Raw genomic sequence first — 25,236 nt, 5'->3', positions numbered from 1 at the left:
TGTCTTGAGTAGCCGTACTCAAGACACCGAGGGTCGTCGGCGCGACCGTGGTACGCATGACGAAAACCTCCGCAGCGCCGCCCACCACCGTCGCGTTCTTCGTCCAGGCAGCCCTCTCGTTCGGCCTGGCGTTGCTCGCGGTCGTCGTCGGCATTTGGTATCTGCCGGTCGACGGCTGGGTCCGCGGCTTCCTCGCCCTCGGCATGCTCTTCCTGACCACTTCGGCGTTCACTCTCGCCAAGTGCATCCGTGACCGGCAGGACGAGAACACCGTCGTGAGCAGAGTCGATCAAGCTCGCGTCGACAAGCTGCTGGCTGAGCACGACCCCTTCAAAACGCCCGCGCTCTAGCCTTTCCCGGCGTCCTTGATCGTGGTGATGCGGTGGTAGGTGCCGTCGCGGTAGGCGAGGACGACCGGGTCCTTGACCTCTGGCGCCGCGACGGCCTGCCAGCCGGAGCGGCCGGTGCCGTTCATGAATTGCGAGATGTCGTCGCGGGGAAGACCGACCGTGCCGCCGCCGACGACCTTGCCCGCGCCATCCGTGATGAGGATGCACTGGGCCTGCTGTCCGCCGATGAGCGCCCAGCCGTTGATCTGTTTGTCGCCGGTGACGGGCGCGGTGTCGACGGCGCCGGCGGTGTCCTTGGTGCCGTAGCCGGGGCCCTTGAGTTCGACGGCCTTGCCGAGGTCGACGGTCGTTCCGAGTTCCGGTCCGCCCGCACCACAGCCCAGGGTGAAGTCGGGGGTGAAGGGGTAGATGCCCATCGACCGTTCCTGTTCGAGGAAGTCGGGGTAGGCGTACATCTTGCTGATCACGCTGCCCGCGTTTACCTGCATCGCGACGCCGAGGACAGGCTGGTACGCGTACCGGTAGCGGGTCGCGCCCGCGGCGGTGTTCCCGATCGCGTAGACGCACAGCGCCATGACCAGTGCCAAGGGGATCGCCTTGAGCCGCACCGCCCGGGGGCCGCGGGTCACGAGCAGGACGAGTACCGCGCAGACGCCGAGGAGCCCGATCCCGACGTAGCGGGACGACATGCCTTCGGTGGCGTTGTAGCCGCCTCGGCTGACGCCGATCATCGCGCCGTTCAGCGTCACTTGGGCGGCGAGGCCGAACCAGCCCGCGACGGCGGCGACCGGTGCTGGACCGTCGAAGGTGTTGGTGAAGTTCTCGGTCTTGGCCGCGAACCGCTGCTTCACGGCTGTCGCGGCGAGGACACCGAAGAGGCCGACGGTCAGCGCGCCCGCGAGGAACGCGAGATCCGGGGATTTGGTGGCCCAGGACTGGCCGATGGTGCTGGTCATCGCGCCGAGGTAGGTGTCGGCGCCGACGACGTTCGGCTTCTGGTAGCTCGGCGGCCACGGTGCCACGCGCCAGAGGATGAAGACGACGAGGCCGAGGCCGAGCGGTAGCGCGGCCTTGATCCGGCTTTCGCCGCGGAGCCAGAGGACGAGCGCGAGGACGATCCACACCGGGAACGCCACACCGTGGCCGAGGCTCCCCATGAAGGCGAAGAGGAAGGCCGGGATGAGCTTGCCGTGGTGCGCGAAGGCGATCGCGATGACGGCGGGGGCGAGCCCGAGGAGCCACTGGACGCCCATCATGCCGTCGCCGAAGTACTCGACCGTGCCCGCGGAGAACACCAGTCCGGAGAGTCCGGCGACAACGCCGGCCCGGCGCAGACCGGTGAGGGTGCGGGGCAGCATGCTCCACAGCGCGGCGAACATGCCGGCGGCGAGAACGATGCTGAGGAAGCCGAGTGGCGGCTGGGTTCCGGCGAACAGTTTCGCGTCGAGCCAGAAGACGAGGCCGACCAGCACGATCGGGTGTTCGTGGTAGAGGTGGAACAGCTGGGCGACGTCGAGTTCGCCGTTCTTGTCGGCGACCAGTCCGAGGACGACCCAGTAATCCGCGTGATTGATCTTCGGGGCCCGGACGACCTCGCTGATCGACAGCAGGATCGGTACGGCGGTCAGGGCCCAGAGCGCCCAGTAGGGAAGCCGTTCGAGCAGGCTTCGCTTCGCGGGCGTGCCAGGCTCAGGCGTCTTCCGCTCGGCTTCCATGGTCGCGACGGTGCCGCTGTCGCGCGCGCTCTCACTCATCCGTGTTCCCCCACCTCGAAGATCCGGTCCACAAAGTACCGAACGCCCAGGTGACGGCCTCAGCCAGCGGGTCGACATATGCGTGAATCCGAATTACTACGGTCGTGTGACTCTGCTCACCGAACCTGTAGCACTTAGTAACCGAAAAGACCAACCTCGGAAGAAAGGAGATCGACGTGCCCCACAAGCGACTCGCCAACGCGAGATACAAGCAACGTGGGGGTCCGGGGGCTCGGGCCTCCGGGAATGATGGTGAGCAAGCCATGGTCCAGGCGTTCCCTGGACACACTGCGCCCACTTGCGAGCGGATGACGGGATTCGAACCCGCGACCCTCACCTTGGCAAGGTGATGCGCTACCAGCTGCGCTACATCCGCATGTCTTGCTCTGCTTCAGCACTCGTTTGAAGCAGTGGAACAACCATACACCGACCGTCTGTAGCGGTTTCGACCCACCCCTACAGGTGCTTCGGTGTCACACCTGGCGTACAAGGGGTGACGACGGCTGCATACCTCCGTATGGTGTCCCCATTCGACCGAATGGTGAGTCCTTCGGGGAGGAGGTGCCTGGCCGGATGACCGAGCAGGGCACGGTGCCGCTTCAGGCGGCCTCGGAATCCGACGAGCAGGCATTGCTCCAGCGTCTCCGTGACGGGGAGGACGCTGCCTTCGGGGAGCTTTTCGAACTTCACGCCGCCGCCGTGCGGCGTTTGGCCCGCAGTCTGGCCGCCGACCGGTCGGAGGCGGAGGACATCACCGCCGAGACCTTCTTCCGGGTGCTTCAGGCGTTGCGCCGGGGCGCCGGGCCGCGTGACTACGTCCGGGCGTATCTGCTGACGGTGGCTCGCCGGGTCTCGTGGGAGTGGCACGGCGCGCGCCGTGACGTCCCCGTGAGCGACGACGAACTGAGCTTCCGGGCCGGGGCTGGGGCGGACACGAACGCCCGCACGGCCGAACATTCGCTGATCACGACCGCTTTCACGAGTTTGCCGGAGCGCTGGCGTTCGGTGTTGTGGCAGACCGAGGTCGAAGGCGAGCAGCCGTCGATGGTCGCGCCGCATTTCGGGTTGAGCGCGAACGCGACGGCGGCGCTGGCCCGGCGGGCGCGGCAGGGGCTGCGGGCGGCGTATCTGCAGGCGCATCTGTCGGTGAACCGCGGGCCCGATTCGTGCCGTGCGGTGGTGGAGAAGCTGGGCGGGTTCACCGCGGGCAGCGTGACCGGGGCCGAGGCCCGCCGCATCAAGACCCACCTGATCGCGTGCCAGTCCTGCCGGGCCACCCACGACGAGCTGCGTGACGTCTGTTCCTCGCTGCGGGCGCACGCCGGCGTGGTGGCGCTGCTGGTGCCCGCGGCCGCGGGGGCCCACGCGAGCGGGGCGTTGTCCGGGCTCGCCGCGTCGGTCAAGGGACTTCTGCTCGGCTCGAAGGTGAAGGTCGGCCTGGCGGTGGCGTCGACGGCCGCCGCCGGTGCGGTCGGGATCGTCGCCGGTCCGGCCGTGTTCGGCACCGACGTCACCCACACCGTCGGCCTGTCCGGGGGCGGGATGCCGGAGCTGGCGCTGCTGCCGGCGCAGGTCGCGCCCCCCGCCCACGACCAGCCGGTGGAGATCCCGCCGCAGCGGATCGCCGAGGACCGGCTGAGCGGCAAGGGCGCCCAGCCCGCCGTGACCGGACGAGGCCCCGGCGCCGAGCTCGGGGTGTCCGACATGCCGAGCCTGCCGGGGGTGGGCACGCCGCGGAAGGAGCTCGGCGGCGGTGAGGTCGTGCGGCCTCCGGCCGGGCAGACTCCGTCGCGGGAGGAGACCGCGCCGCGGAACGAGGTCCCGGACACGGGCACCGGTACGAACCAGACCACCTCGAAGCGGGACGACATCCCGCCCGAAGAATCGTTCAGGCCCACCGAGGAGTCGCTGAGCCCGACCACGACGACTTCCCGGGACACGACGGAGTCGACACCGCGCTCGGAGTCGGACACGCCGGAGTCGACGACTGACCCGGAAGGGTCTACTTCATCGGAGACCGGCACGCCCGACAGCACGACCGGTGACCCGTCGGAAGACGAGCCGAGCCCGGTCGAGCCGACTTCCCACTATCCGGAACCGGGTGTCGACTACCCGACGTGCCCATAACGCCCGAGCGGGCATATCGCCCGTCGAACTCTCGCGAATCCGGCTCCCGTCACGGTACGGTGGAGCTCGCTCACGACGAGCGAGCGGCCGCGCGGGAGGCGACTGAATGAACCGGCTGGTGCACGGCGACGACGGCCGTGACTGGGTGGTCCGAGCCCAGATGGAATGGCGTGCTCCCGCGACAGCGGACGATTTCGAGCACGATGTGGCGGGCAGCTACGGCCCGGGTATCGCGATGATCGTCGTGACGGCGCTGCTCGCGATCGTGCTCATCATGTGGACCCCCGCCGACGTGATGATCCCGTCGTGGGTGCCGCTGGCGCTCTTGCTGATCGCGTTGTTCTTCCCGCTGCGGTGGATTCTGCGCCGTCCGTGGACCGTGGTCGCGGAGACCGAGGGCGATCTGGCGGGCGACCGGCCGTCGGAGCGCTGGGTGGGCACCATCCGCGGCATGTTCACCGTGCGCGGCGAGGTCTCGAAGATCACCAAGACCATCCAGAAGCACTCGCTGCCGGATTTCGACGGTCCGCTGCACCCGGTGGAGTAGTCGCGGCGGCCTGAACGCGCGAGACTGGGGCCATGCCCGAGTTACCCGAGGTCGAAGCGCTCGCCCACCATCTGCGTGAACACGCGGTGGGCAAGACGGTCTTCCGCGTCGACGTGTCGTCCCTCAGTGTGCTGAAGACGGCGACACCGCCGTGGACCGAGCTGCACGGCCGCGAGGTCACCGGGGCCGGCCGCTTCGGCAAGCATCTCGATCTGGTCGCCGGGGATCTCCATCTGGTCGTCCACCTGGCGAGGGCGGGCTGGCTTCGCTGGTCCGACGCGTTGTCGCCGGCGCCGCTCAAACCCGGCAAGGGGCCGATCTCGCTGCGCGTCCACCTCGACGCGGCAGCCGGGCCGGGCTTCGATCTCACCGAGGCCGGGACGAAGAAGGGGCTGGCGGTCTGGATCGTGCGTGATCCGGAGAAGGAGGTCGCCAGTATCGCGCGGCTCGGGCCGGACGCGCTTTCGCTGGACCGCACGCAGCTCGAGAAGCTGTTCGCCGGGCGCACCGAACGGCTGAAGACGGCGCTGACCGATCAGTCGCTGATCGCCGGGATCGGCAACGCCTACTCCGACGAGATCATGCACATGGCGAAGCTTTCCCCATACGCGACAACCGGAAAGCTGTCCGAGGGGGCGCTCGACGGGCTCGCGGAGGCGATCCGCGAGGTGCTGACCAGCGCCGTGACGCGTTCGGTCGGCCAGTCCGCGGCCCGGCTCAAGGGCGAGAAGCGGTCCGGGTTGCGGGTGCACGCGCGCACCGGGCTGCCGTGTCCGGTCTGCGGCGACACGATCCGCGAGATCTCGTTCGCGGACAAGTCGTTCCAGTACTGCCCGACCTGCCAGACCGGCGGCAAACCCCTCGCGGACCGGCGGATGTCGCGGCTGCTGAAGTGATCAGCAGAGGGCGGCCATCACCGCGGGCATTGGCGGCTTCGGCACGCGCTGCCCGCCGTGCGCTTCCGCGGCGAGGTCGTACACGTTCAGCGCGAGGACCAGCTGTTTCGAGCCGTCCGCGTTGCTCATCGAAACGCTGTAGAACCCAGGCCCCGCACCGGTGTTGCCCCAGACCGTCTTCGTGCCACCGGCGCACGGAAGATCGAGCGTCTCGATCCCCGCCCCGTAGGCGCCGCCTCGGTCGTTCGGCACCAGCCGCTTGAGCTCGGCCTGTTGCGCGGGCGCCAAAAGCCGTCCTGCCAGCAACGCGCGGTGGAACGTCGCGAGATCGTCGACGGTCGACACCATCGCGCCCGCGGTCCAGTCGTACGACGGGCTGAACACGGTCATGTCCTGCCCGCTCATGTCGTATCCGTGCAGATGCGGGCCTCGCAGGAACGGCGACCACAGCGGGAAATACGTGCGGCCGAGGTCGAGCGGATCGAGGATCCGCCGCTGGATCTCCGCGCGGACGTCGTTGCCGGTGATCTTCTCGATCACCTTGCCCAGCACCAGATATCCGGTGTTCGAATACTCCACGCCGGTGCCCGGCGGGAACGAGGGCCGGTCGGCGAGCGACCGCCGGATCACCTCCGACGGCGTGATGACGTGCGCCCGGTCCCCCTGGACGAGGTACGGGTCGAAGAAATGCGGATCGAGGGGGTCGTGCACGCCGGACGTGTGGTTCAGCAGCATGCGCAGCGTGATCTTCCCCGGTTCGTAGCCCGGTCCTCGTACGACACCGGGCAGCCGTCGCTCCACCGGATCGTCGAGCGACAGCTTCCCTTCGCCCGCCAGCCGCAGTACCACCGTGGCGACGAACGCCTTGGTGTTGCTGGCGATCCGGAACCGGTGGTGCGGCCCCGCGGCTTCGCGCGTGGCCTGGTTCGCGTACCCGGCGCCGAAGCGCGAGACCGCCTCACCGTTCCGGACCTGGACGACCGCTCCCGGAAAACCCCCTTCGCCGACCAAATCGCCGACGGCCGCGCGCACCGGATCCGCGGCGGCGGCCGCCGTCCCGCTCCCCAGCAGGATCCCCGTCAGCACCCCCGCCGCGAGTTTCCCCGATCCGCGCATTGTGTTCCTCCCCCGGAAGCGATTGCCTGCGCACAGTCTTTCCCGCGCGACGGGGAGTGACCATGGGGACAACGCCCGGCTCTTGGGTAGGGTCGGCCCCACCCTCAGTTGTCACAACTCAACGGAAAGTGGGGAGCAGGCCTTGCACCCGGTTGGTCGAGCGCAGAGCATGGACGCCGTGTCCGGGCTCGAAATCGCGCAGATCATCCCTTGGGGTGTGGCGCTGTTGCTCGCGATCCTCGTGGTCGTCCTGCTGATCAAGCTGCGGCGTCCCGCGAGCATCGTGGAGAACGCGGTGCTGCAGGCCGTCCACCGGATGTCGAAGGCGACACCGGATCTCCGCGAGGGGCTCGACGAGCAGGTCGCCGACAAGATCACCAGCCAGCTGCTGGAGATGCTCGACTGCGTCGCCGTCGGCATCACCGACAGCGAAGGCACGCTGCTGTCCTGGGACGGCGAGGCCAACGACCACTACGTCGACCTCGTCGACGCCATCGGCAACGCGATCCGCAAGCACCGCCGCGAGGTCGTCGCGCACGACAAGATGCCGTGCAACCACCGCGGCACCTGCCGGATGCGGACGGCGGTGATCGTGCCGCTGATCGTCGAGGGCGAGACGGAGGCCGCGCTGCTGGTCGTCGGGCGCACCCGCGGGCGGCTGGTGCAGATGGCCGACGCGGTCGCGCAGTTCGTCTGCACCCAGTTCGAGCTGGCGCGCCTGGACGAATCGAAGAACCAGCTCCAGCAGGCGGAGATCAAGGCGCTGCGCGCGCAGATCTCGCCGCACTTCGTCTACAACGCGCTCAACACCATCTCGTCGCTGATCCGGACGGATCCGGAGGAAGCGCGAGAGCTGCTTCAGGACTTCGCGGACTTCACGCGCTACTCGTTCCGGACGTCGGGCATGTTCACCTCACTCGCCGAAGAACTGCGCAACATCGACCGGTACTTGACCATCGAAAACGCCCGCTTCGGCGGACGGCTCGAAGTGCGGATGAAGATCGCGCCCGAGGTGCTTTCGGTGGTGGTCCCGTTCCTGATCATCCAGCCGCTGGTGGAGAACGCCGTCAAGCACGGGCTCGCGTCGAAGCCGTCCGGCGGCTGCGTCACGGTGATCGCCGAGGACTACGGCGCCGAAGCGCTGATCAGCGTCGAGGACGACGGCATCGGTATGGAGCCCGCGAAGCTCGCGGACCTTCGCAGCCAGCACCGCACGGGCGCGCACGTCGGCCTCGGCAACATCAACCAGCGGATGCAGCAGGTGTTCGGCCGCGACTACGCGCTCATGGTCGAGACGGCGCCCGGCGCCGGCATGAAGGTGACCTTGCGGGTGCCGAAGTTCATGCCCGGGGTGCGGCCGAATCTGCCGGATTTCTCGGCCGACAGCGCGACCGTCCCGCCGCAGGGCGGCCCGAACGAATCCAGCGGGGTGAGCGGTTCGCGCAGCGGCGTGCTGCCGTCGTGAACGTCGGTAACCTGGCGGTATGAGCGTTGCGGACAAGCTGACCTCCCGTCTCCCGATGATCGGCGATCGGGGTGAACGCAAGGACGTCGTCGCCGTGGTCAAGCTGCACGGGGTGATCACGCCGACCCCGTCACCCCTGGCCAGGGGGTCGATCAACCTCGCCGCCGTCGAATCGGCGCTGACCCGCGCGTTCGGGCACGAGCGGCTGAAGGCCGTCGCGCTGCAGATCAACTCACCGGGTGGCGCGCCGACGCAGTCGGGTCTGGTCGCGGAGCGGATCCGCCAGCTCGCCGACGAGAAGAAGGTGCCGGTGATCGCCTTCGCGGAGGACGTCGCCGCGTCCGGTGGCTACTGGCTGGCCTGCGCGGCCGACGAGATCTACGCGCACCGGACGTCGATGGTCGGCTCCATCGGCGTGATCAGCGGCGGCTTCGGGTTCACCGGCCTGCTGGAGCGGTTCGGCATCGAGCGGCGGCTGCACACCGCGGGGGCGAACAAATCCCGGCTCGACCCGTTCAGCCCGGAGAAGCCGGAAGACGTCGAGTGGCTGAAGAAGATGCACGGCCAGCTCCACGAACTGTTCGTCGACTGGGTCACCGAACGCCGGGGCGATCGGCTTTCCGGCTCCGAGGACCTGTTCACCGGCGACGTCTGGCTGGGCGCCCGCGCGGTCGAGCTCGGCCTGATCGACGGCGTCGGCAGCCTCCGCCAGGTGATCACCGAGCGGTATCCGGACGCCGAGATCGCGATCGCCGAACCGAAGAAACCGCTGCTGGCGCGGCTCGGCATCGGTGCCCCCGCCGCGGCGAGCGCATTGCTCGACGCCGTGCAGTCCAAGGCCGCCTGGAGCCGCTTCGGCCTCTGAACCCGTGCAATGAACGGTCCGCTCCTCGCGAATTTCGCAAGGAACGGACCGTTCTCTGCGTTCGGGGGCGGCAGGGATTCACCCGAACGGTGGTAGGCGTAAGTGGTTCAGACCAGGTCTCATATCGGACATACCGCTTTGTTGTGAACGGCAACAAACCTCGACAGCGTTGACGAGGAGGTCCGATGTCCGTTAATTCTCCCCGAACGAGCCGCTGGAAGATCGCGCTCGCCGCGACGGCAGGCGCGGCGTTGATCACGGTTCCCCTCACCCTGCCCGCGTCCGCCGCCGTACCGCCGCCACCGGCCGGCTGGACCACCGTGTTCACCGACGACTTCACCGGCGCCGCGGGGTCGCTCCCGTCGAGCGCGAACTGGATCGTCGACACCGGCCACGCGTACCCCGGCGGCCCGGCCAACTGGGGCACCGGCGAGATCCAGAACTACACGGCGAACCCCGCCAACCTGTCCCAGGACGGTTCCGGGAACCTGCGGATCACGCCGTTGCGCGACGGGGCGGGCAACTGGACCTCGGCGCGGATCGAAACGCAGCGCACGAACTTCAAACCGCCCGCGGGCGGCGCACTGCGGATCGAAGGCCGCATCCAGATGCCGAACGTCACCGGCGCCGCGGCGCTCGGCTACTGGCCCGCGTTCTGGGCGCTGGGCTCGCCGTATCGCGGCAACTACTGGAATTGGCCCGCTGTCGGCGAGTTCGACATCATGGAGAACGTCAACGGGATCAACACGGTCTGGGGCGTGCTGCATTGCGGCGTCAACCCCGGCGGCCCGTGCAACGAGACCACCGGACTGGTCGGCAGCCGTACGTGTCCCGGCGCGAGCTGTCAGAGCGCGTTCCACACCTACACCTTCGAATGGGACACGAGCGTCAGCCCCAACGTGTTCCGCTGGCTGGTGGACGGACAGCAGTTCCATTCGGTCGCCCAGAACCAGGTCGACGCCACCACGTGGGCCAACATGACGAACCACGCGGGCTACTTCGTGCTGCTGAACGTCGCCATCGGCGGCGCGTTCCCGAACAACAACTCCGGCACCACGACCCCTGGGCCCGGGATCGTGCCGGGGCATCCGATGCTCGTCGACTACGTCACCGTCCTGACCCGCGGCGGCGGCACGACAACACCTCCGACGACCACTACGGGTAGTCCCGGCGGCGGCAGCGCGTACAGCACGATCCAGGCGGAGTCGTACGGCCAGGCGGCCGGAATCGCCAAGCAGGCCACCTCGGATTCCGGTGGCGGGCAGAGCATCGGCCCGGCGGGCAACGGTGACTGGGCGTTGTACCCGGGCGTCGACTTCGGGACACAGACGGGCAGGCAGTTCCAGGCGCGCGTCGCGTCCGGAGCGGCGGGCGGCGTCAGCGGACTCGTCGAAGTCCGGCTCGACAGCCGGTCCAACCCGCCCGTCGGCAGCTTCGCCGTCGCGAACACCGGCGGCTGGCAGAGCTGGCGCACCGTCCCGGCGAATATCAGCGGTGTCACCGGGAAACACGACGTCTACCTGACCTTCACCAGCGGCCAGCCCGCCGATTTCGTGAGCGTCAACTGGTTCACCTTCACTCCGTGAAGGGATAGATGTGGCACGGCGAGGCGGTTCGTGTCACCGGAAAAGATGACGGCACCGGCCACCCCGGGCGCGGGGGTTGCCGGTGCCGTCCTTTTCGTTCGACTTTCGGGCCGCGGGCTGGACAAGGAACCCGGCAATGGGCAGGATGCGTCTCACTGTGAGTGCTCACGATGACACCCGGAAGCTCATTGTCCTGGCGGTGGACGATGAGCCCAAAGGGCTAGACGAACTCGTCCACTGTCTCCGGAACAGCCCGCACGTCGCCCTGGTCTATCCGGCCATCGACGCTTCGGAGGCGCTGCGCCTGCTGTCCGCGGACGATCCGAGGCTGGCCGATCGCAAGGCCCGCGGCCTGCCGATCGTGGACGCGGTGTTCGCCGACATCGACATGCCCGGCCTGTCCGGGATGGAGATGTCCCGCGTGTTCGCCGCGCTGCGCCCGTCGCCCGCGCTGGTCTTCGTGACGGGGCACGCGGAAGAGGCGGTCAACGCCTTCGACCTCGGCGCGCTCGACTACGTGCTCAAGCCGTACCAGCAGGATCGTCTCGACCGCGCGATCACCCGCGTGATCGACAAACTCGCCGCCAACGCCGCGCCGCAGTTCGGCCCGGAAGGCGGGCTGGGGCAGGTCAAGAACGACGACGAGGTCATCCCCGTCGAGCTCGCCGGCACGACGAAGCTCATCCCGCGATCTTCGGTCCGCTGGGTCGAGGCACAGGGCGACTACGCCCGGTTGTTCACCAACGACGGCAGCCATCTGGTCCGCATCCCGCTCGCGCAGCTCGAGGAACGCTGGGAGAAGGCGGGTTTCGTCCGCATCCACCGGTCGTTCCTGGTCTCGCTGCCGCTGATCACCGAGCTGCGCATGGGCCAGGGCGGCTACCAGGTCGTGATCGGTAACGAGGAGAAGGTGCTGCCGGTGAGCCGCCGTCACACGCGCGCGCTCAAGGACAGGCTGGTCGGCGCCAACCGGTCGTCGTGACCGACGACTACTACCGCCGCGTCAACGGCGTCCGCGAGCCGGACCCGACGCTGGGCAAGCGGAGGAAACCGGCGCCACCCGAGGGCGCCGCCGTCGAGCCCGTGCCGGGCGCGCCGTCCGGCCCGAAACACGAGCAGGCCAAACCCGAACATCACGCGAAACCCAAGCGGCAGCGGGTGATCCTCGCCGATCCGCGGCAGGCCACCAGCACCCTGCGGGCCAGGGTCGAACTCGAAGAACAGACCAGCTGGGGCAAGCTCCTGATCAAGGATCTGGTGAAGATCCAGCTTCGGACGGCCTCTCTGCTCGCGCTGCTGGTGATGGTCACGCTGTGTTCGCTTCCGGTGCTCTTCTATCTGATCCCGTCATTCGGACGAGTGGTAGTCGTGGGCATTCCGTTGCCCTGGTTGATCCTCGGCGTGGCACCTTTCCCGTTCCTGTTCGGCATCGGCCTCTGGTACAACCGGCTCGCCGAACGTCATGAACGCGACTTCGTCGACATGATCGAAAACTGATTGCGGAGCTGCACATGCGAGGATCCACACCGTGCAGCTGAATTCGTGGGCCATCGCCGGCATCGTGCTGGTGGCGGTCCTGACCTTCTATCTGGGACACCGCTCCTCGAGGTCGGCCGTCAGCACGCACGATTTCCTCGTCGCGCGGCGCACCGTGCGTTCCCGGCGCAACGCCGCCGCCATCTCCGGTGAGTACCTGTCCGCCGCGTCGTTCATGGGCGTCGCCGGCATCGTGCTCAAGGACGGCGCCGACGCGCTGTGGTTCCCGATCGGTTTCACCGCGGGCTATCTCGCGCTGATGCTGTTCGTCGCCGCGCCGCTGCGGCGGTCCGGCGCGTACACGCTGCCGGACTTCGTCGAGATGCGGCTGGGTTCGACGATGCTGCGCCGGGTCTCGACGGCGTTCGTGGTATTCATCGGGATCCTCTACATGGTCCCGCAGCTGCAGGGCGCGGGCCTGACGCTGGCGACCATCCTGCCCGTGCCGGCGTGGGCGGGCGCGATCCTGGTGACCTGTGTGGTCGGGTTCAACGTGATCGCGGGCGGGATGCGCGCGATCACCGTCGTCCAGGCCTTCCAGTACTGGCTGAAACTGTTCGCCATCGCGGTGCCGACGTTCATCCTGTGCATCGTGTTCCTCGGCGCCGGAGCGCCCGGCAGCGCCCGCCCGCTGGGGCAGCCCGCGCCGCCGACCTTCCTCGAGAACACCACGGTTTCGGTGCAGGCCGACGTCACGCTGAAGGTCACCTCGGTGACCGTGCTCGAGGCCTACGGTCAGGTGGAAGGCGCGCGTGCCAACGGTTTCGCGGTGTGGGCGCCGGAGGCCGGGCACAAGGTCGCCAAGGGCACCACGCTGAAGTTCACCGCGGGCACGCCGGTCCCGGTGGTCAGCGACGCGCCCGCGTCCAACGGCGACTGGCTCCGCCCGGGTTCGGGCAGTCTCACCGATCTGCTGCAGGTCTATTCGCTGATCCTCGCGACCTTCCTCGGCACCATGGGCCTGCCGCATGTCCTGGTCCGCTTCTACACCAACCCCGACGGCAAGGCCGCGCGCCGCACGACGGTGCACGTCCTGCTGCTGCTCGGCCTGTTCTACCTGTTCCCGACGCTGCTGGGCGCGCTGTCGCGGATGTACGTCCCGGAACTGCTGGTGACCGGGAAGACCGACGCCGCCGTCCTGCTGCTGCCGTCCGCGGTCCTCCCAGGACTCTGGGGGCAGATCCTGGGCGCGGTGACCGCGGCGGGCGCCTTCGCGGCGTTCCTGTCGAGCTCCTCCGGGCTGCTGGTGAGTGTCGCCGGAGTCGTGTCCACCGACGTCCTGCCCGGCCGTGTCCGCGATTTCCGGGTGGCGACGGCGATCGTGGCGCTGATCCCGTTCGCGCTGGCGGTTTTGCTGCCGTCGGAGGACCTGTCGCTTTCGGTCGGGATGTCGTTCGCGCTGGCCGCGTCGACGTTCAGCCCGTTGCTGCTGCTCGGGGTCTGGTGGCGCAAGCTCAGCTGGCCGGGCGCGCTGGCCGGGATGCTCGTCGGCGGCGGCCTGGTGCTGACCGCGCTGGTGGTCAACGTCGTCAGCAAGTACACCGGCGGCTGGGCGCCGTGGTTCTCGAACCAGCCCGCGCTGATCACCGTCCCGGCCGCGTTCCTGACCACCTACGTGGTGAGCCGCGCGACCGGATACGGGCGGCCGGACGACGTCCACGGCGTGATGCTGCGGCTGCACGCGCCCGATCCGCTCGGCTTCATGCGGGATCGTGCGGTCGCCCGGTTCGGGCAGGCCGACGAGGACACCGCGAAGGCACAGAAAGCCCGGGCCGCCGGCAAAGGTCGCCACCGGAAGTAAAAGTCACTCTTTCGAGTCGCGAGCATCTACGCAGAGTCGTACCGTTCACTCAAATGGATCGCTCCTCTGGTGCCCGATGAGGGGCATGATCTTTCGTGACAACGAAGTCACCGAATGGTCGCGGCAGGTGGGAGGACCGACGTGAGCGAGACCGATCAAGACCTCGGGTCCGAACCGGAATCCGACTGGGAAAAGGTCCAGTCGAGTCCGGAATTCACCGAGCTGCGCCGACGGCTCCGGGTATTCGTTTTCCCGGTGTCGGCGCTGTTCCTCCTCTGGTATCTGCTCTACGTGCTCCTCGCCGACTACGCGACCGCGTTCATGAGCACCAAACTCTTCGGCAACATCACCGTCGGCCTGGTCTTCGGCCTGCTGCAGTTCGTGTCCACCTTCGTGATCACCGGCCTTTATGTCCGGTACGCGAACCGGAAGCTCGATCCGCTCGCCGACAAGATCCGGCACGAGGTCGAAGGGGCCGAACGGTGAAAACGCTGGCAGCGGGCGTCCAAGGCAGCAATCCGGCGCTCAACATCACCATTTTCGCGGTGTTCGTCGCGATCACGCTGGTGATCGTTTTCCGGGCGAGCCGGAATACGAAGACCGCGTCCGACTACTACGCCGCGGGACGCGCGTTCACCGGTCCGCAGAACGGGATCGCGATCTCGGGCGACTATCTTTCCGCGGCGTCGTTCCTGGGTATCGCCGGTGCGATCGCGATCAACGGTTACGACGGTTTCCTCTACTCGATCGGGTTCCTCGTCGCGTGGCTGGTGGCGTTGCTGCTGGTCGCGGAACTGTTGCGCAACACCGGCAAGTTCACCATGGGCGACGTGCTGGCGTTCCGGATGAAGCAGCGCCCGGTCCGCGCGGCGGCCGCGATCTCCACGCTCGCCGTGTCGTTCTTCTACCTGCTCGCGCAGATGGCGGGGGCGGGCGGCCTGGTGAACCTGCTGCTCGGCATCGAGGGGAACCTCGGCCAGGACCTGGTGATCGCCGTCGTCGGCGTGATCATGATCCTGTACGTGCTGATCGGCGGGATGAAGGGCACCACCTGGGTCCAGATCATCAAGGCCGTCCTGCTCATCGCGGGCGCGTTCGCGATGACGCTGTGGGTGCTCGGGAAGTACGGCTTCAACCTCTCCAACCTGTTCCAGGCCGCCGTCGACAAGGGCGGCAAGGCAGGCGAAGCGCTGCTCGGGCCGGGCAAGCAGTACGGGAAGACCGGTACGACGAAGCTCGACTTCCTGTCGCTGGGCATCGCGCTGGTGCTCGGCACCGCGGGCCTGCCGCACGTGCTCATGCGCTTCTACACCGTGCCGACCGCGAAGGACGCGCGCCGTTCGGTGGTGTGGGCGATCGCGCTGATCGGCATCTTCTACCTGTTCACGCTGGTGCTCGGCTACGGTGCCGGCGCGCTCGTCGGCCCGGACGTGATCGCGAAGGCGCCGGGCACGACCAACTCGGCGGCACCGCTGCTGGCACTCGAACTGGGCGGCCCGATCCTGCTCGGGTTCATCGCGGCGGTGGCGTTCGCGACGATCCTCGCGGTGGTCGCGGGGCTGACGATCACCGCCTCGGCGTCGTTCGCGCACGACGTCTACGCCAACGTGATCAAGAAGGGCAAGACCGACGCCGACAGCGAGGTCCGCGTCGCGCGGATCACCGCGCTGGTGATCGGGGCGGTCGCGATCGTCGGCGGGATCCTCGCGAAGAACCAGAACGTGGCGTTCCTGGTGGCGCTCGCGTTCGCGGTGGCGGCGTCGGCGAACCTGCCGACGATCCTCTACTCGCTGTTCTGGAAGCGGTTCAACACCCAGGGCGCGCTGTGGAGCATCTACGGCGGCCTCGCGGTCTGCGTGCTGCTGATCGTGTTCTCGCCGGCGGTGTCGGGTAAGCCCATCGATCCGAAGACCGGCAAGAGCGCCTCGATGATCCAGGGCGTCGACTTCCACTGGTTCCCGCTGGACAACCCCGGCATCGTCTCGATCCCCGTGGCGTTCTTCCTCGGCTGGCTCGGCACCGTGCTGTCCAAGGACCACAACCAGAAGAAGTACGCCGAGATGGAGGTCCGCTCGCTCACTGGCGCCGGGGCGGAAAAAGCCGTCAAGCATTGAGTTGTTCTTCACGCGCGCGCAACGGGACGGGATGCGAGGATGGCAGGGTGGTGAGCCCTGCTGACATCCCGACCGTCGCCGTCCGTGATCTGCCGAAGGACGGTGTCGCGCTGCTCGACGTCCGCGAGGACGACGAGTGGGCCGCCGGGCACGCCCCCGGCGCCAAGCACATCCCGATGGGTGAGCTGCCCGCGCGCGTCGGTGAACTCGACGATCTGCCCGACGACCAGCCGGTCTACGTGATCTGCCGCAGCGGTGGCCGGTCCGCGCGCGCCGCCGCGTGGCTCAACGCGAGCGGCTGGGACGCGGTGAACGTCGCCGGCGGGATGGGCTCCTGGCAGCAGGAGGGGCGCCCGATGGTCGGCGACCATCCCGGCGTCGAGCCCGAAGTGCTGTAACCGTGCAGCCAGGCCACTACCCGCCGCGAGCGCCACTGCCGCCGGTGCGTCCCGCGCCGATGCGGCAGCCGGTGCGTCATCGTGTCCGCTGGGTCGCTTCGCCGCCGCCCGGCGCCTGGCCGCGGCGGCGTGAACCCGTGGCCGAGCGCTACTCCGGCCCGCCGTCCTACCCGGTCCCGCCGAGGTGGGGCTTCCCGAACCTGGTCTGGCGCCGTCCGACCGCCGTACCGGGGACCGCGTCCGGCGAGGTCACCGCGGGGGAGCGGCTGCGGGTGATCACGCGCAGCCTCCTGCCGGTGCTGTGGACCTTCGCCGGCCTCGCCGTCGTCGCGTCGGCCGCGGAGATCTGGCGCTACGTCCTGCTCGTGCAGAGCCGCGACTCCGCGCTGTCGACGTCCGTGGTCTCGGTCTCCGACAGCTTCGTGATCACCGCCGGCCTGCTCACGACGATCCTTTCGCTGCTGCCGTCGGGGCTCACCGTGTGGTGGCTGCTCGTGGCCAGGCACGCCGCCGCGGACGTCACCGGCGAGGCGCCGCCGAGGCGGCAACGGCAGGTGCTGGCGTTCGTGCTGGTGCCGGTGGTGAACCTGCTCATGGTGCTGCCGGTGGTCGCCGAACTCGAACACGCCGTCCTGCGCCGCACGCGGGAAACCCGGCCGAAGCCGTCGCGGCTCGTGCTGGTCTGGTGGGGCGTCTGGGTGCTCAACTGGCTACTGCTCACGCTCGTCATCGTCTGGCGGTTCCGTGACGGCGTCCAGGCGCTGGCCGACGGGGTCGTGCTGGTCGCGCTGACCGATCTGGCCGCGGCCGGGCTGGCGGTGGTGACGGCGCTGCTCGTGAAGCGGATGTCCGGGCTGCTCGCTCCCGTTGCGGAGAAGCGCCTTCGGCTGCTTCGGGTGCTGAAGGTGGATGGGGTTCCGGACCCGGAACGGCGCGAACGCCCGGCCTCTTCGGTGCGCTGACCTGCGGGTCTGCTTGACTGTCCATAAGGGACTCAAGGCGAGGCAGTGGTGCCCGATTTGGGTAACTTGCGCGGTCTTGCGCGGGGGTCGTGAGTGATAAAGAGGGTTAGAACCCTACTTGCCACTCACGACCGCCCTCGCAAACCGCACATACAGGCATAAATAAGACCTTTGGTCGCCGAAAGATGTCCCTTGTGGACAGTCTTAGGGGTCTCCAGGTTCATGCCCCAGGCCTGACCTGCGGAAAGAGAGCAAGGGACCTTTGCTACCGCTGCGGCGTGGTGGGCCAGGCGGCCGCAACGCCGCGCTCCACGAGGTCGTCGTCGAGTATCCCTAGCCCGTGGTGACCCGGAGCGAGCGCAGGCCGCGGATCACGAACTCCGGCCGTCGTTCCGGAGTCTCGGCAAGCTTCAACCCCGGCAGCTTCGAGGCCAGGAAGCTCAGCGCGGCCGCGATCTCCACCCGCGCGAGCGGCGCGCCGACGCAGTAGTGGATGCCCATGCCGAAGCCGAGGTGCGCGTTCGGCGTGCGGCCGATGTCGAGGGTGTCGGGCCGGTCGAACACCTTCGGGTCTCGCGCGGCGGCGCCGAGGAGCGCGCCGATCTTCTCGCCCTCGGCCACGCGGAACCCGGCGATCTCGACGTCGGCGGTCGCCGTCCGCTCGAAGAGCTGAAGCGGTGCGTCGAAGCGGATCAGCTCCTCGACGCACGGGTCCAGGAGATCCGGGGAGGCCACCAGCCGCTCCCACTGGTCGCGGTGGGTCAGCAGCGCGTTGACGCCGTTCCCGATGACGTTCACCGTCGCCTCGTGCCCGGCCATCAGGAGCAGGACCGCGGTCGCGACCAGTTCGTCCTCGGTGAGTTCACTGCGCAGGAGGTCGCTGACGATGTCGTCGCCGGGGGAGGCCGCGCGCTGCTTCGCGACGTCACGCAGGTACTCGACGAACTCCGCGGAGGCGGCTTCGGCGGCGTCGCGCTTCTCTTCGGCGAGTCCGTACTCGTACATCTTCACGATGTCGTTCGAAAGGGTGACCATGCGCGGGCCGTCCTCGATCGGGACGCCCAGGAGTTCCGCGATGACCGCGACCGGCAGCGGCTGCGCGAGGTGCGCCAGCAGATCGGCCGAGCCGGTTTCGGCGATCTCGGCGGCGAGGCGGGCGACCATGCCGTCCGCGAGTTCGGCCACCATCGGCCGCAGCCGCTGGACGTGCCCGCGCCCGAACGCGCCCGCGATCACCCGCCGCAGCCGCGTGTGGGCGGGCGGCTCGTTCTCCAGCAGCGAGTTGCGGTGCAGCAGGTTGAACGACGCGAACCGCTCCACCGGCAGCGCGTCCTGCCAGATCCGGCCGAGCCCGCGATGCCGCAGGACGGCGGCCGACGCCGCGTGCGACACCGCCACGGCGATGCCGAGGCCATCGTGACGGTGGACTTCGCCGCGTTCGCGGAGCTCGGCGAAGTACGGATACGGATTCGCGAGGAAGGCCGGGTCGGCGAGGTCGAACACTCGCCGACTGTAACCCGCGCCGGGGTGGCCGCCCCGGCGCGGCAGGGAGCTACAGATGCAGCCAAAGCCCCAGGTGCAGGTGCAGCCCGTGGTGGTGATGCCCGTGGTGCGGGCCGCCGCACAACAGCAGGCAATGCCGGGCCTGATCGGCTCTGTCGGTCTGCGGCGCGGCCGAAGCCGTGCCCGCCGCGGGCCCGGCCAGCATCAGGCCGAGTGCCACGGGAACCGCGGCCAACGCGGCCCGGCGCTTCGAGGTGCTCATCTGTGATCCCTTCTCCGCACTACGGCACCGGATGGCGCCGTGATCGAGTATTCGGTGCGGTGAGGGGAAAACGGCAGGCTGATCACCCGCGATTAGATCGTCCGGATGATGACAACCGTTTTCAGTCACGTTCGCGTGGTACCCGGATGGCCGCTGAAACCCGCCGATCCGGTCGATCCGGTGGCCGTCGGGGTGTCGTCCGCGCGGTCTTCGTCACCAACCCCGGGGGCCTTACCGGGCGCGTGCCTTCCCGCGATAGCGTTCCGAACCGAGCTTTGAGGAGGCTGACGTGGGCAAGGGTTCGCGCAAGAAGGGTCCCAAGACGACCTCGGACCGCAAGCCGAAGGTGCGCGACGTCTTCGTCGGCCAGCCCTTCGAGGGGCTCGCGGCGGAGACCGAACTGATCGCGCTGCGCGAGTTCGTCCCGTCGGCGACGGCGGCGCTCACGCTGGGTTCCGGCGAGAAGGTCACCCTCGGCACGGTGTTGCCGATGGCGGCGGCCGCGTTCGTCCGGTCCGACGGTGAGCGCTACATCGGGATGCAGGTGCAGACGCGGTCCTCGGACATCAGCCGCGACCTCGGCCGGGCGCTCCAGTGGGTGCTGGAGGCCAAGGAGGGTGACGTGCTGTCCGTGCCGGACACCACCACGCCGCCTGCCGCCGACGAGAAGGCCCGCCTGCAGGACCTGCTCGACACGAACGCCGAACTCGACGTCACGCTCTACAACGACTTCGCCTGGTGGCTGCCCGAAGACGCCGACGCGAGCGGAGACGTCGCGCTGTCCCTCGAGCGCGCGAACGCGGCGATCATGCCGACCGAACGCCTCGGCGCGGGCGCGTACTGGGTGCTCGCCGGCGAGAAGGCGCACCTGCGCTGGGTCCGCCCCGAGCCGGAGAATCTGCTGCTGCAAGCGCTTGCGCGGCTGTCCGCGGCCGGCGAGCTCGGCCTCGGCGAGGGGTCCCGTTACGCCGGTTCGTTCCGCGCGCACGGGCTGCTCGTCCCGGTGTGGGATCTCGACCCCGAGGCCCACGCCCGCGAGTGGGCCGACGCGAAGGACCAGCTCGGCACCCGCCTCGAGGCCGCGCTGAAGTCGCTCGACACCGAGCCGCTCAACGCCGCCGAGCGCCGCTCGCGCGACGGCCTGATCGGCCGCCAGCTCACCATCCGCTGACCCTTCCCGCGCGTTTCGTCCTCCGCGTTTAGAGGACGAAATGCGCGAGGATGGGTGCGTGATCCTCCATATCTGCCCCGAGGCCGACTGGGCCGCGGTGCCCGAAGGCGGCGTCTACACCGCCGCGTCGCTCGAATCCGACGGCTTCATCCACTGCTCGGACCCGGGGACGGCGCATATCCCGGCCAACGCCGTGTTCCCCGGCCGCACCGATCTGGTGCTGCTGGAGATCGATCCGGCGCTCGTCGGCGCGCCCGTCGTCTGGGAGGACGGGAACCCGCCGCATCCGGCCGGTCTCCAGTTCCCGCACGTGTACGGGCCGATACCCCGTAACGCCGTGGTGGCCGTCCACGAATTCCCTGTTCAGGGGGACGGTTCGTTCAGAATTCCCGAGACGGTGTCGAGACGTTGAGACAGGCAACTCCTCACCCGACCGGGCGTCTCCCGAAAGAGTTCGCGGCAAGAGACAACCTGTGGGGGCGGTCATGCGTTTCGGGAGAGGTGGGCCAGGCGGGCCTGGCCGGGTGAACCCGGGAGGAGGCGATACGGTGACCGCTGCCGCGACGGTCATGCCGGGCACGGACGTCTGGGAGGCCGGCGAGAGCCGGAGGAGTGACGTGCCGGGTGAGCTCACCGACTTCGGCGACTTCGTGCGGGCCGGCCTGCCGGGGTTGCTGAGGTACGGGCACGCCCTCACCGGGAACCCGCACGACGCCGCCGACCTGGTCCAGACCGTGCTGGAGAAGATCGGTTCACGCTGGTCGTACGTCCAGCACAAGACCGGCGACCCGATGGCCTACATCCGCCGTTCGATGGCCAACGCGCATATCAGCCGCTGGCGCCGGACCAAACGCGAGAGCCTCGTCGCCGACCTGCCGGACGTCCAGCCGTACAGCCCGGCCGATCCGTTCGAGCACGAGCCGCTGTGGCAGGCGTTACGCGCGTTGCCGCCGAGGCAACGGGCGGTGATGGTCCTGCGTTACTACGAAGGGCTCTCCGAAGCGGAGATCGCGGATTCGCTCGGGGTCAGCCAGGGCACCGTCAAAAGCCAGGCGAGCAAGGCGATCGCGTCGCTGCGGACGAAGCTCGCGTTGTTCGAGCCCAAGGACGAAGGGAGGGAAGCGGGATGAACATGTCCGAAGAGGACGTGCAGCGCCAGCTGCGTGACCTGTTCTCTGATGAGCGGCTGGGCGCGGGGTCCACGCTGAATCCCGAGACGATCGTCGCGGGCGCCCGCCGTCGCCGTCGCCGCCGTCAGCTGATGCAGACGACGAGCGGGATGGCCGCCGCGGTGGTCATGCTGGGCGGCGGGCTCGCCGTCTTCACGATCCACGACAAGGACAACGGCGCGGCCTTCCCCGGCGGCGACCAGCTCACCATGGGGGCGGCGTCGTCGAGCCTGGCGCAGCCGGGGCCGGGAAGTTCGGCGCCGCCGTCGTCCTCGCCGGTGGCGCCGCCGAATCAGACGACCGTGCCGCCGCACTCGACGATCTCCGATGGGCCGGCCAAGCCGTCGAAGAGCACCTCGGCCACGAAGCCGCCCCCACAGGGCAAGGTGACCTCTGGCGCGCTGCTGACCTCCGCCGGCTTCGGCAAGCTACGGCTCGGGATGAGCGAGTCCGAGGCGGAAGCCACCGCCGGGCCGCTGCGGGCGAAAGAGGTCCGTGGCGCCTGCACCTACGGCTACGCGGAGGGGGCCGCAGTCCCGGGGCCGACGTCGGTGTCGCTGACCGAGAGCGACGGGATCACCGTCATCAACCCGGCGGGCACGGTGCACACCCCGGAGGGGATCGGCGTCGGCTCGACCGAGGAGGACATCCTCGCCGCCTATCCCGGCAGTACCAAGGACGGCAGCGCTTACGTCGCGCCGGTCAGCGCGGTGAGCGCGTACCGGATCTTCGTGTCCAACGACGGTGCGGCCGTCAGCATCCTGCTGACCAGCATCAACCAGGACTGTCAGTTCAGCTGAGGCGAACGAAGAAAACCCGGGCCGCTCCAAGAGGAGGGCCCGGGTTTTCCCGTGGTGGGAGCGTTGGTCAGAGTGCGCCGCCCGCGACCGGGGGCATGCCCGGGTCGGCGCCGCCGCCGTCCCCGATGGACTCGCGGTGCAGGTGGTTCTCCACCTCGAACAGGTTGCCGTTCGCGCGCTTGACGATGTTGAGCAGGGTGGACATCTGGGAGATCTCCTCGACCTGCTCCTTGAGGAACCACTGAGTGAACTGCTCGCCGATGTAGTCCTCTTCGGCGCGGGCGGCCTTGGCCAGCTGCTGGATGTCGGTCGCGACGTCCTTCTCCTGCTGCAGCGCGAGCTCGATGAGCTCACGGACGTCGGAGAAGTCGTTGCGCACCTCGCCGGTGCCGGGGATCTCCACGTGGTGGTCGGTGTCCAGCATGTACTGGACCAGCGCCATCGCGTGGTTCCGCTCTTCGACGGACTGCTTGTAGAAGTGCTTCGCGAGCTGCGGCAGGTCCTCGGCGTCGAACCAGACCGCCAGCGCGATGTACTGCTGGGAGGCGTTGAACTCGTTGTGGATCTGCGCCTGCAGCAGTTCGTAGAACTTCGAGCGCGGTTGTTTCTTGGTGAGGGCCATGTGTTCGACGATACGTCATGTCCCTATTCGATTTCCACTTTTCTCTGGTGATGTACCCCCTATTAGGTTATCATTACCGACAATAGCCCCGCCTCAATAAAGTAAGCCTTCCCTAATCAAATGAAATCAATTAGGGAAGGCTTACTTTATTTCCGGTTCAGATGCTTTCGCGCCGGATCGGGCACGACATGCAGCGCGGGCCGCCGCGGCCGGAGCCCAGCTCGGAGCCCGTGATGGCCAGGACTTCGATACCGGCTTCCGCCAGGCGCGCGTTGGTTTCCACATTACGTTCGTATCCGACGACCACGCCCGGCGCGAGGGCGAGGGTGTTGTTCCCGTCGTCCCATTGCTCGCGTTCCGCGGTGACCGGATCGAGCCCGGTGTCGATGACGCGAAGCCGTTCGATTTCCATTGCTTCGGCGGCCGCGGTGAGGAATGGGGCCGGGCCTTCCACCTTCACCGAACCGTCGTCGGTCGGGCGCATCGTGAACGCGGTCAGCGAATCACGGGAAAGCGGATACATGACGACGGCGTCGGCCGCGACCATCGTGCAGACGGTGTCCAGATGCATGGTCGCGCGGGTCTGCTGGATCGGGACGGCGAGCACGGTGTGCGCGATCCCGTCGGCGAACACCGACCGCGCCAGCGACTCCGCGCCCGCCGCGGTCGTCCGCTCGCCGACGCCGATGGCGAGAACGCCCGGCGAGAGCAGCATGACGTCACCGCCCTCGATCGGCGCAGAGTGCGCGCCGTACGCGCGGGCGGCGTGGCGGAACCAGGGGTGGTAGGCGTAGATGAGGTCCAGCACCGCGGTCTCGCGGACGCGGGCGGGCATGGTGAGCGAGGAGACCGCGACCCGGTCGCCGATCCAGGCCGACGAGTCACGGGTGAACAGCAGGTTCGGCAGCGGATCGACGGCGAAGTCGTTCGGGTGGTTCATCAGCCGGACCAGTGAGGCGCCTTCGGCGGCCGGCAGTTCCTCGAAGGTCATGCCCGCCATCAGGACCTCGGCCAGCGTCGCCGGGGCGGCGCTCGACAGATGGGACCGGAGCGAATCGGCCAGGTCGGGTCCGAGTCGCCGCTCGTCGACGGCCGCGTGCACGCCCGCCGCGTGGGCGCGGGTGTCCGAGAGCGCCGTGCGCAGCGCGTCGGCCAGCAGCAGCACCTCGACACCGCGGCCGCGCAGCACCTCGGCGAACGCGTCGTGCTCCTCCTGCGCGCGGTCCACCCAGGGGATGGAATCGAACAGGAGCTGGTCGTTGTTGCGAGGCGTGAGCCTTTTGAGCTCGTTGCCGGGCCTGTGCAGCAGCACCGCACGCAGGGGGCCGACTTCGCTGTCAACTCGGGGTGGAGTCGTCTCGTCAATCACCGGTTCACACTAGCTAGGGAAGCCAGGAAACTCGCCCTTTGAGCAGCGCGTATCCGACGAAGGAAACGAAATCCAGCGCGGTGTGCGCGGCGATCAGCGGCCACAGCCGGTTCGTCTTCTGCCACAGCCTGCCGAACACCAGGCCCATCACGACGTTGCCGACGAAACCGCCGAAACCCTGATACAGGTGATACGACCCGCGAAGCACCGAAGACGCGGCCAGCGAGGTGTTCTCACGCCAGCCGAGCTGCCGCAGCCGGGTCAGCAGATACGCGACGACGAGCACCTCTTCGGCGAACGCGTTGCCGAAGGCCGACAACGTCAGCGTGATCGGCCGCCACCACGTCTCGCCCAAAGTGGACGGTTGCACCGACAGGCTGAACCCGAGGCTGTAGGAGAGAAAGTACAGCCCCAGCCCCGGAATCCCGATCACCGCGGCGAGCAGGAGCCCGTGGACGACGTCGCGGCTGGGCCGCCGTTTGTCGAGGCCGATCTCCGCGAGCTTCATCCCGCCGCGCCACAACAGGTACAGCCCGAGCGCGCCCCAGCCCACCAGCTGGCCCGCGCTCAGGAGCTGCTTGAGCAGGTCGACCAGGCTCAGCGTCGCCTGGGGGACGTTGAGCTGGGCCTGTTGCCGCGCCAGCGGCACGGGCTGCAGCAGCGAGTCCACAAGGGACAGCAGACTGCGCAGCCCGGACAGGCCGAGGGTGATGCCGAAGACGACGACCAGTTCGATGACGATCGCGCGGCGGCGTGCCGGATCTTCCACGAATTCCGGCAGCGCCGGGCGTTCGGGACGCAGCCAGCTCATCGGCCGCACGTT

At 68.6% G+C, this 25,236-nt stretch carries 25 protein-coding genes and 1 tRNA gene; 18 read left to right on the top strand and 8 right to left on the bottom strand.

Annotated features, from left to right (window positions below; all coding sequences use genetic code 11):
- Positions 1–56: 56 nt before the first annotated feature.
- Positions 57–350 carry a YiaA/YiaB family inner membrane protein gene (locus tag ACIRGA_RS24215; protein ID WP_125781774.1) on the top strand — a complete coding sequence of 98 codons (294 nt, stop codon included), beginning with the start codon at positions 57–59 and terminating at the stop codon, positions 348–350.
- Here the strand turns inward: ACIRGA_RS24215 and ACIRGA_RS24210 are convergent.
- Together ACIRGA_RS24210 and ACIRGA_RS24205 are read right to left on the bottom strand one after the other, a co-directional pair.
- Positions 347–2,104: a hypothetical protein gene (locus ACIRGA_RS24210; RefSeq protein WP_400944701.1), complete on the bottom strand. Its 1,758-nt coding sequence runs from the start codon at positions 2,102–2,104 to the stop codon at positions 347–349. The two genes, ACIRGA_RS24215 and ACIRGA_RS24210, sit on opposite strands and share 4 nt — an antisense overlap.
- Positions 2,105–2,407: 303 nt before the next feature.
- Positions 2,408–2,480 (bottom strand) — tRNA-Gly (locus ACIRGA_RS24205).
- 197 nt (positions 2,481–2,677) lie between these two features.
- On the opposite strand from ACIRGA_RS24205, the gene ACIRGA_RS24200 reads away from it, so the two are divergent.
- The 3 genes from ACIRGA_RS24200 (at position 2,678) to ACIRGA_RS24190 (ending at position 5,674) form a co-directional block, all read left to right on the top strand.
- A complete protein-coding gene (locus tag ACIRGA_RS24200; protein WP_400944699.1) occupies positions 2,678–4,231 on the top strand; it encodes a sigma-70 family RNA polymerase sigma factor in 1,554 nt (517 codons plus the stop codon).
- 106 nt (positions 4,232–4,337) lie between these two features.
- The gene (locus tag ACIRGA_RS24195) at positions 4,338–4,778 is read left to right on the top strand and encodes a DUF983 domain-containing protein (RefSeq protein WP_400944697.1); all 441 of its coding nucleotides are present in this window, start codon (positions 4,338–4,340) and stop codon (positions 4,776–4,778) included.
- A gap of 32 nt (positions 4,779–4,810) precedes the next feature.
- Positions 4,811–5,674 (top strand): Fpg/Nei family DNA glycosylase, encoded by an 864-nt coding sequence (locus ACIRGA_RS24190; RefSeq protein ID WP_400944695.1) that lies wholly within the window; start codon positions 4,811–4,813, stop codon positions 5,672–5,674.
- Here the strand turns inward: ACIRGA_RS24190 and ACIRGA_RS24185 are convergent, their stop codons facing one another.
- The gene (locus ACIRGA_RS24185; RefSeq protein ID WP_400944693.1) at positions 5,675–6,790 is read right to left on the bottom strand and encodes a serine hydrolase domain-containing protein; all 1,116 of its coding nucleotides are present in this window, start codon (positions 6,788–6,790) and stop codon (positions 5,675–5,677) included.
- 169 nt (positions 6,791–6,959) lie between these two features.
- Between ACIRGA_RS24185 and ACIRGA_RS24180 the strand changes: the two genes are divergently transcribed.
- The 10 genes from ACIRGA_RS24180 to ACIRGA_RS24135 all read left to right on the top strand — a co-directional run bounded on the left by ACIRGA_RS24180 (position 6,960) and on the right by ACIRGA_RS24135 (position 17,517).
- Positions 6,960–8,255, top strand: coding sequence for a histidine kinase (locus ACIRGA_RS24180; protein WP_125679199.1), 1,296 nt, complete (start codon positions 6,960–6,962; stop codon positions 8,253–8,255).
- Positions 8,256–8,274: 19 nt separating this feature from the next.
- Complete coding sequence (locus tag ACIRGA_RS24175) at positions 8,275–9,120, top strand: S49 family peptidase (RefSeq protein ID WP_400944691.1); 846 nt, start codon at positions 8,275–8,277, stop codon at positions 9,118–9,120.
- Positions 9,121–9,305: 185 nt separating this feature from the next.
- Positions 9,306–10,706 (top strand): carbohydrate-binding protein, encoded by a 1,401-nt coding sequence (locus ACIRGA_RS24170; protein WP_400944689.1) that lies wholly within the window; start codon positions 9,306–9,308, stop codon positions 10,704–10,706.
- 145 nt (positions 10,707–10,851) lie between these two features.
- Entirely contained in the window at positions 10,852–11,688 is an 837-nt protein-coding gene (locus tag ACIRGA_RS24165) for a LytR/AlgR family response regulator transcription factor (RefSeq protein ID WP_400944758.1), read from the top strand.
- Positions 11,685–12,203: a hypothetical protein gene (locus tag ACIRGA_RS24160; protein ID WP_400944687.1), complete on the top strand. Its 519-nt coding sequence runs from the start codon at positions 11,685–11,687 to the stop codon at positions 12,201–12,203. The genes ACIRGA_RS24165 and ACIRGA_RS24160 overlap by 4 nt, the downstream gene beginning before the upstream one ends.
- A 31-nt stretch (positions 12,204–12,234) precedes the next feature.
- A complete protein-coding gene (locus tag ACIRGA_RS24155) occupies positions 12,235–14,043 on the top strand; it encodes a cation acetate symporter (protein ID WP_400944685.1) in 1,809 nt (602 codons plus the stop codon).
- Positions 14,044–14,184: 141 nt separating this feature from the next.
- Positions 14,185–14,529: a DUF485 domain-containing protein gene (locus tag ACIRGA_RS24150; protein WP_400944683.1), complete on the top strand. Its 345-nt coding sequence runs from the start codon at positions 14,185–14,187 to the stop codon at positions 14,527–14,529.
- Positions 14,526–16,157, top strand: a complete 1,632-nt coding sequence (locus ACIRGA_RS24145) for a cation acetate symporter (protein ID WP_400944681.1) — start codon at positions 14,526–14,528, stop codon at positions 16,155–16,157. Before ACIRGA_RS24150 ends, ACIRGA_RS24145 begins: the two co-directional genes overlap by 4 nt.
- Positions 16,158–16,204: 47 nt before the next feature.
- Positions 16,205–16,555 carry a rhodanese-like domain-containing protein gene (locus ACIRGA_RS24140; protein WP_037315627.1) on the top strand — a complete coding sequence of 117 codons (351 nt, stop codon included), beginning with the start codon at positions 16,205–16,207 and terminating at the stop codon, positions 16,553–16,555.
- A 59-nt stretch (positions 16,556–16,614) separates the two neighbouring features.
- Positions 16,615–17,517, top strand: coding sequence for a DUF4328 domain-containing protein (locus tag ACIRGA_RS24135; protein WP_400944756.1), 903 nt, complete (start codon positions 16,615–16,617; stop codon positions 17,515–17,517).
- Positions 17,518–17,850: 333 nt separating this feature from the next.
- Here the strand turns inward: ACIRGA_RS24135 and ACIRGA_RS24130 are convergent, their stop codons facing one another.
- On the bottom strand, positions 17,851–19,020 hold the full coding sequence (locus ACIRGA_RS24130) for a cytochrome P450 (protein WP_400944678.1): 1,170 nt from the start codon (positions 19,018–19,020) through the stop codon (positions 17,851–17,853).
- Between the two features lie 49 nt (positions 19,021–19,069).
- The gene (locus tag ACIRGA_RS24125; protein WP_400944676.1) at positions 19,070–19,282 is read right to left on the bottom strand and encodes a hypothetical protein; all 213 of its coding nucleotides are present in this window, start codon (positions 19,280–19,282) and stop codon (positions 19,070–19,072) included.
- 289 nt (positions 19,283–19,571) lie between these two features.
- On the opposite strand from ACIRGA_RS24125, the gene ACIRGA_RS24120 reads away from it, so the two are divergent.
- From ACIRGA_RS24120 to ACIRGA_RS24105, 4 genes are all read left to right on the top strand, one after another.
- Positions 19,572–20,453 (top strand): DUF5926 family protein, encoded by an 882-nt coding sequence (locus ACIRGA_RS24120; protein WP_400944674.1) that lies wholly within the window; start codon positions 19,572–19,574, stop codon positions 20,451–20,453.
- Between the two features lie 58 nt (positions 20,454–20,511).
- Positions 20,512–20,865 (top strand): DUF952 domain-containing protein, encoded by a 354-nt coding sequence (locus ACIRGA_RS24115; protein WP_400944672.1) that lies wholly within the window; start codon positions 20,512–20,514, stop codon positions 20,863–20,865.
- Between the two features lie 205 nt (positions 20,866–21,070).
- Positions 21,071–21,583 carry a SigE family RNA polymerase sigma factor gene (locus ACIRGA_RS24110; RefSeq protein WP_400944754.1) on the top strand — a complete coding sequence of 171 codons (513 nt, stop codon included), beginning with the start codon at positions 21,071–21,073 and terminating at the stop codon, positions 21,581–21,583.
- Complete coding sequence (locus ACIRGA_RS24105; RefSeq protein WP_400944670.1) at positions 21,580–22,422, top strand: hypothetical protein; 843 nt, start codon at positions 21,580–21,582, stop codon at positions 22,420–22,422. The genes ACIRGA_RS24110 and ACIRGA_RS24105 overlap by 4 nt, the downstream gene beginning before the upstream one ends.
- A 67-nt stretch (positions 22,423–22,489) precedes the next feature.
- Here the strand turns inward: ACIRGA_RS24105 and ACIRGA_RS24100 are convergent, their stop codons facing one another.
- The 3 genes from ACIRGA_RS24100 to ACIRGA_RS24090 all read right to left on the bottom strand — a co-directional run bounded on the left by ACIRGA_RS24100 (position 22,490) and on the right by ACIRGA_RS24090 (position 25,224).
- Positions 22,490–23,044: a ferritin gene (locus ACIRGA_RS24100; protein ID WP_400944668.1), complete on the bottom strand. Its 555-nt coding sequence runs from the start codon at positions 23,042–23,044 to the stop codon at positions 22,490–22,492.
- Between the two features lie 157 nt (positions 23,045–23,201).
- Entirely contained in the window at positions 23,202–24,413 is a 1,212-nt protein-coding gene (locus tag ACIRGA_RS24095) for an arginine deiminase (RefSeq protein ID WP_400944666.1), read from the bottom strand.
- Between the two features lie 13 nt (positions 24,414–24,426).
- Positions 24,427–25,224 (bottom strand): CPBP family intramembrane glutamic endopeptidase, encoded by a 798-nt coding sequence (locus tag ACIRGA_RS24090; RefSeq protein WP_400944664.1) that lies wholly within the window; start codon positions 25,222–25,224, stop codon positions 24,427–24,429.
- Positions 25,225–25,236: the final 12 nt, after the last annotated feature.

The organism is Amycolatopsis sp. NPDC102389 (genome assembly GCF_044765885.1).
Lineage (GTDB): Bacteria > Actinomycetota > Actinomycetes > Mycobacteriales > Pseudonocardiaceae > Amycolatopsis.
The sequence above is the reverse complement of the archived record's forward strand: the minus strand, read 5'-3'. Positions and strand labels throughout refer to the sequence as shown.

Coding starts and splice junctions, on each gene's coding strand:
- ACIRGA_RS24215 (WP_125781774.1), top strand. CDS start 57: ATGACGAAAACCTCCGCAGCGCCGCCCACCACCGTCGCGTTCTTCGTC.
- ACIRGA_RS24210 (WP_400944701.1), bottom strand. CDS start 2,104: ATGAGTGAGAGCGCGCGCGACAGCGGCACCGTCGCGACCATGGAAGCC.
- ACIRGA_RS24200 (WP_400944699.1), top strand. CDS start 2,678: ATGACCGAGCAGGGCACGGTGCCGCTTCAGGCGGCCTCGGAATCCGAC.
- ACIRGA_RS24195 (WP_400944697.1), top strand. CDS start 4,338: ATGAACCGGCTGGTGCACGGCGACGACGGCCGTGACTGGGTGGTCCGA.
- ACIRGA_RS24190 (WP_400944695.1), top strand. CDS start 4,811: ATGCCCGAGTTACCCGAGGTCGAAGCGCTCGCCCACCATCTGCGTGAA.
- ACIRGA_RS24185 (WP_400944693.1), bottom strand. CDS start 6,790: ATGCGCGGATCGGGGAAACTCGCGGCGGGGGTGCTGACGGGGATCCTG.
- ACIRGA_RS24180 (WP_125679199.1), top strand. CDS start 6,960: ATGGACGCCGTGTCCGGGCTCGAAATCGCGCAGATCATCCCTTGGGGT.
- ACIRGA_RS24175 (WP_400944691.1), top strand. CDS start 8,275: ATGAGCGTTGCGGACAAGCTGACCTCCCGTCTCCCGATGATCGGCGAT.
- ACIRGA_RS24170 (WP_400944689.1), top strand. CDS start 9,306: ATGTCCGTTAATTCTCCCCGAACGAGCCGCTGGAAGATCGCGCTCGCC.
- ACIRGA_RS24165 (WP_400944758.1), top strand. CDS start 10,852: ATGCGTCTCACTGTGAGTGCTCACGATGACACCCGGAAGCTCATTGTC.
- ACIRGA_RS24135 (WP_400944756.1), top strand. CDS start 16,615: ATGCGGCAGCCGGTGCGTCATCGTGTCCGCTGGGTCGCTTCGCCGCCG.
- ACIRGA_RS24125 (WP_400944676.1), bottom strand. CDS start 19,282: ATGAGCACCTCGAAGCGCCGGGCCGCGTTGGCCGCGGTTCCCGTGGCA.
- ACIRGA_RS24105 (WP_400944670.1), top strand. CDS start 21,580: ATGAACATGTCCGAAGAGGACGTGCAGCGCCAGCTGCGTGACCTGTTC.
- ACIRGA_RS24100 (WP_400944668.1), bottom strand. CDS start 23,044: ATGGCCCTCACCAAGAAACAACCGCGCTCGAAGTTCTACGAACTGCTG.
- ACIRGA_RS24090 (WP_400944664.1), bottom strand. CDS start 25,224: ATGAGCTGGCTGCGTCCCGAACGCCCGGCGCTGCCGGAATTCGTGGAA.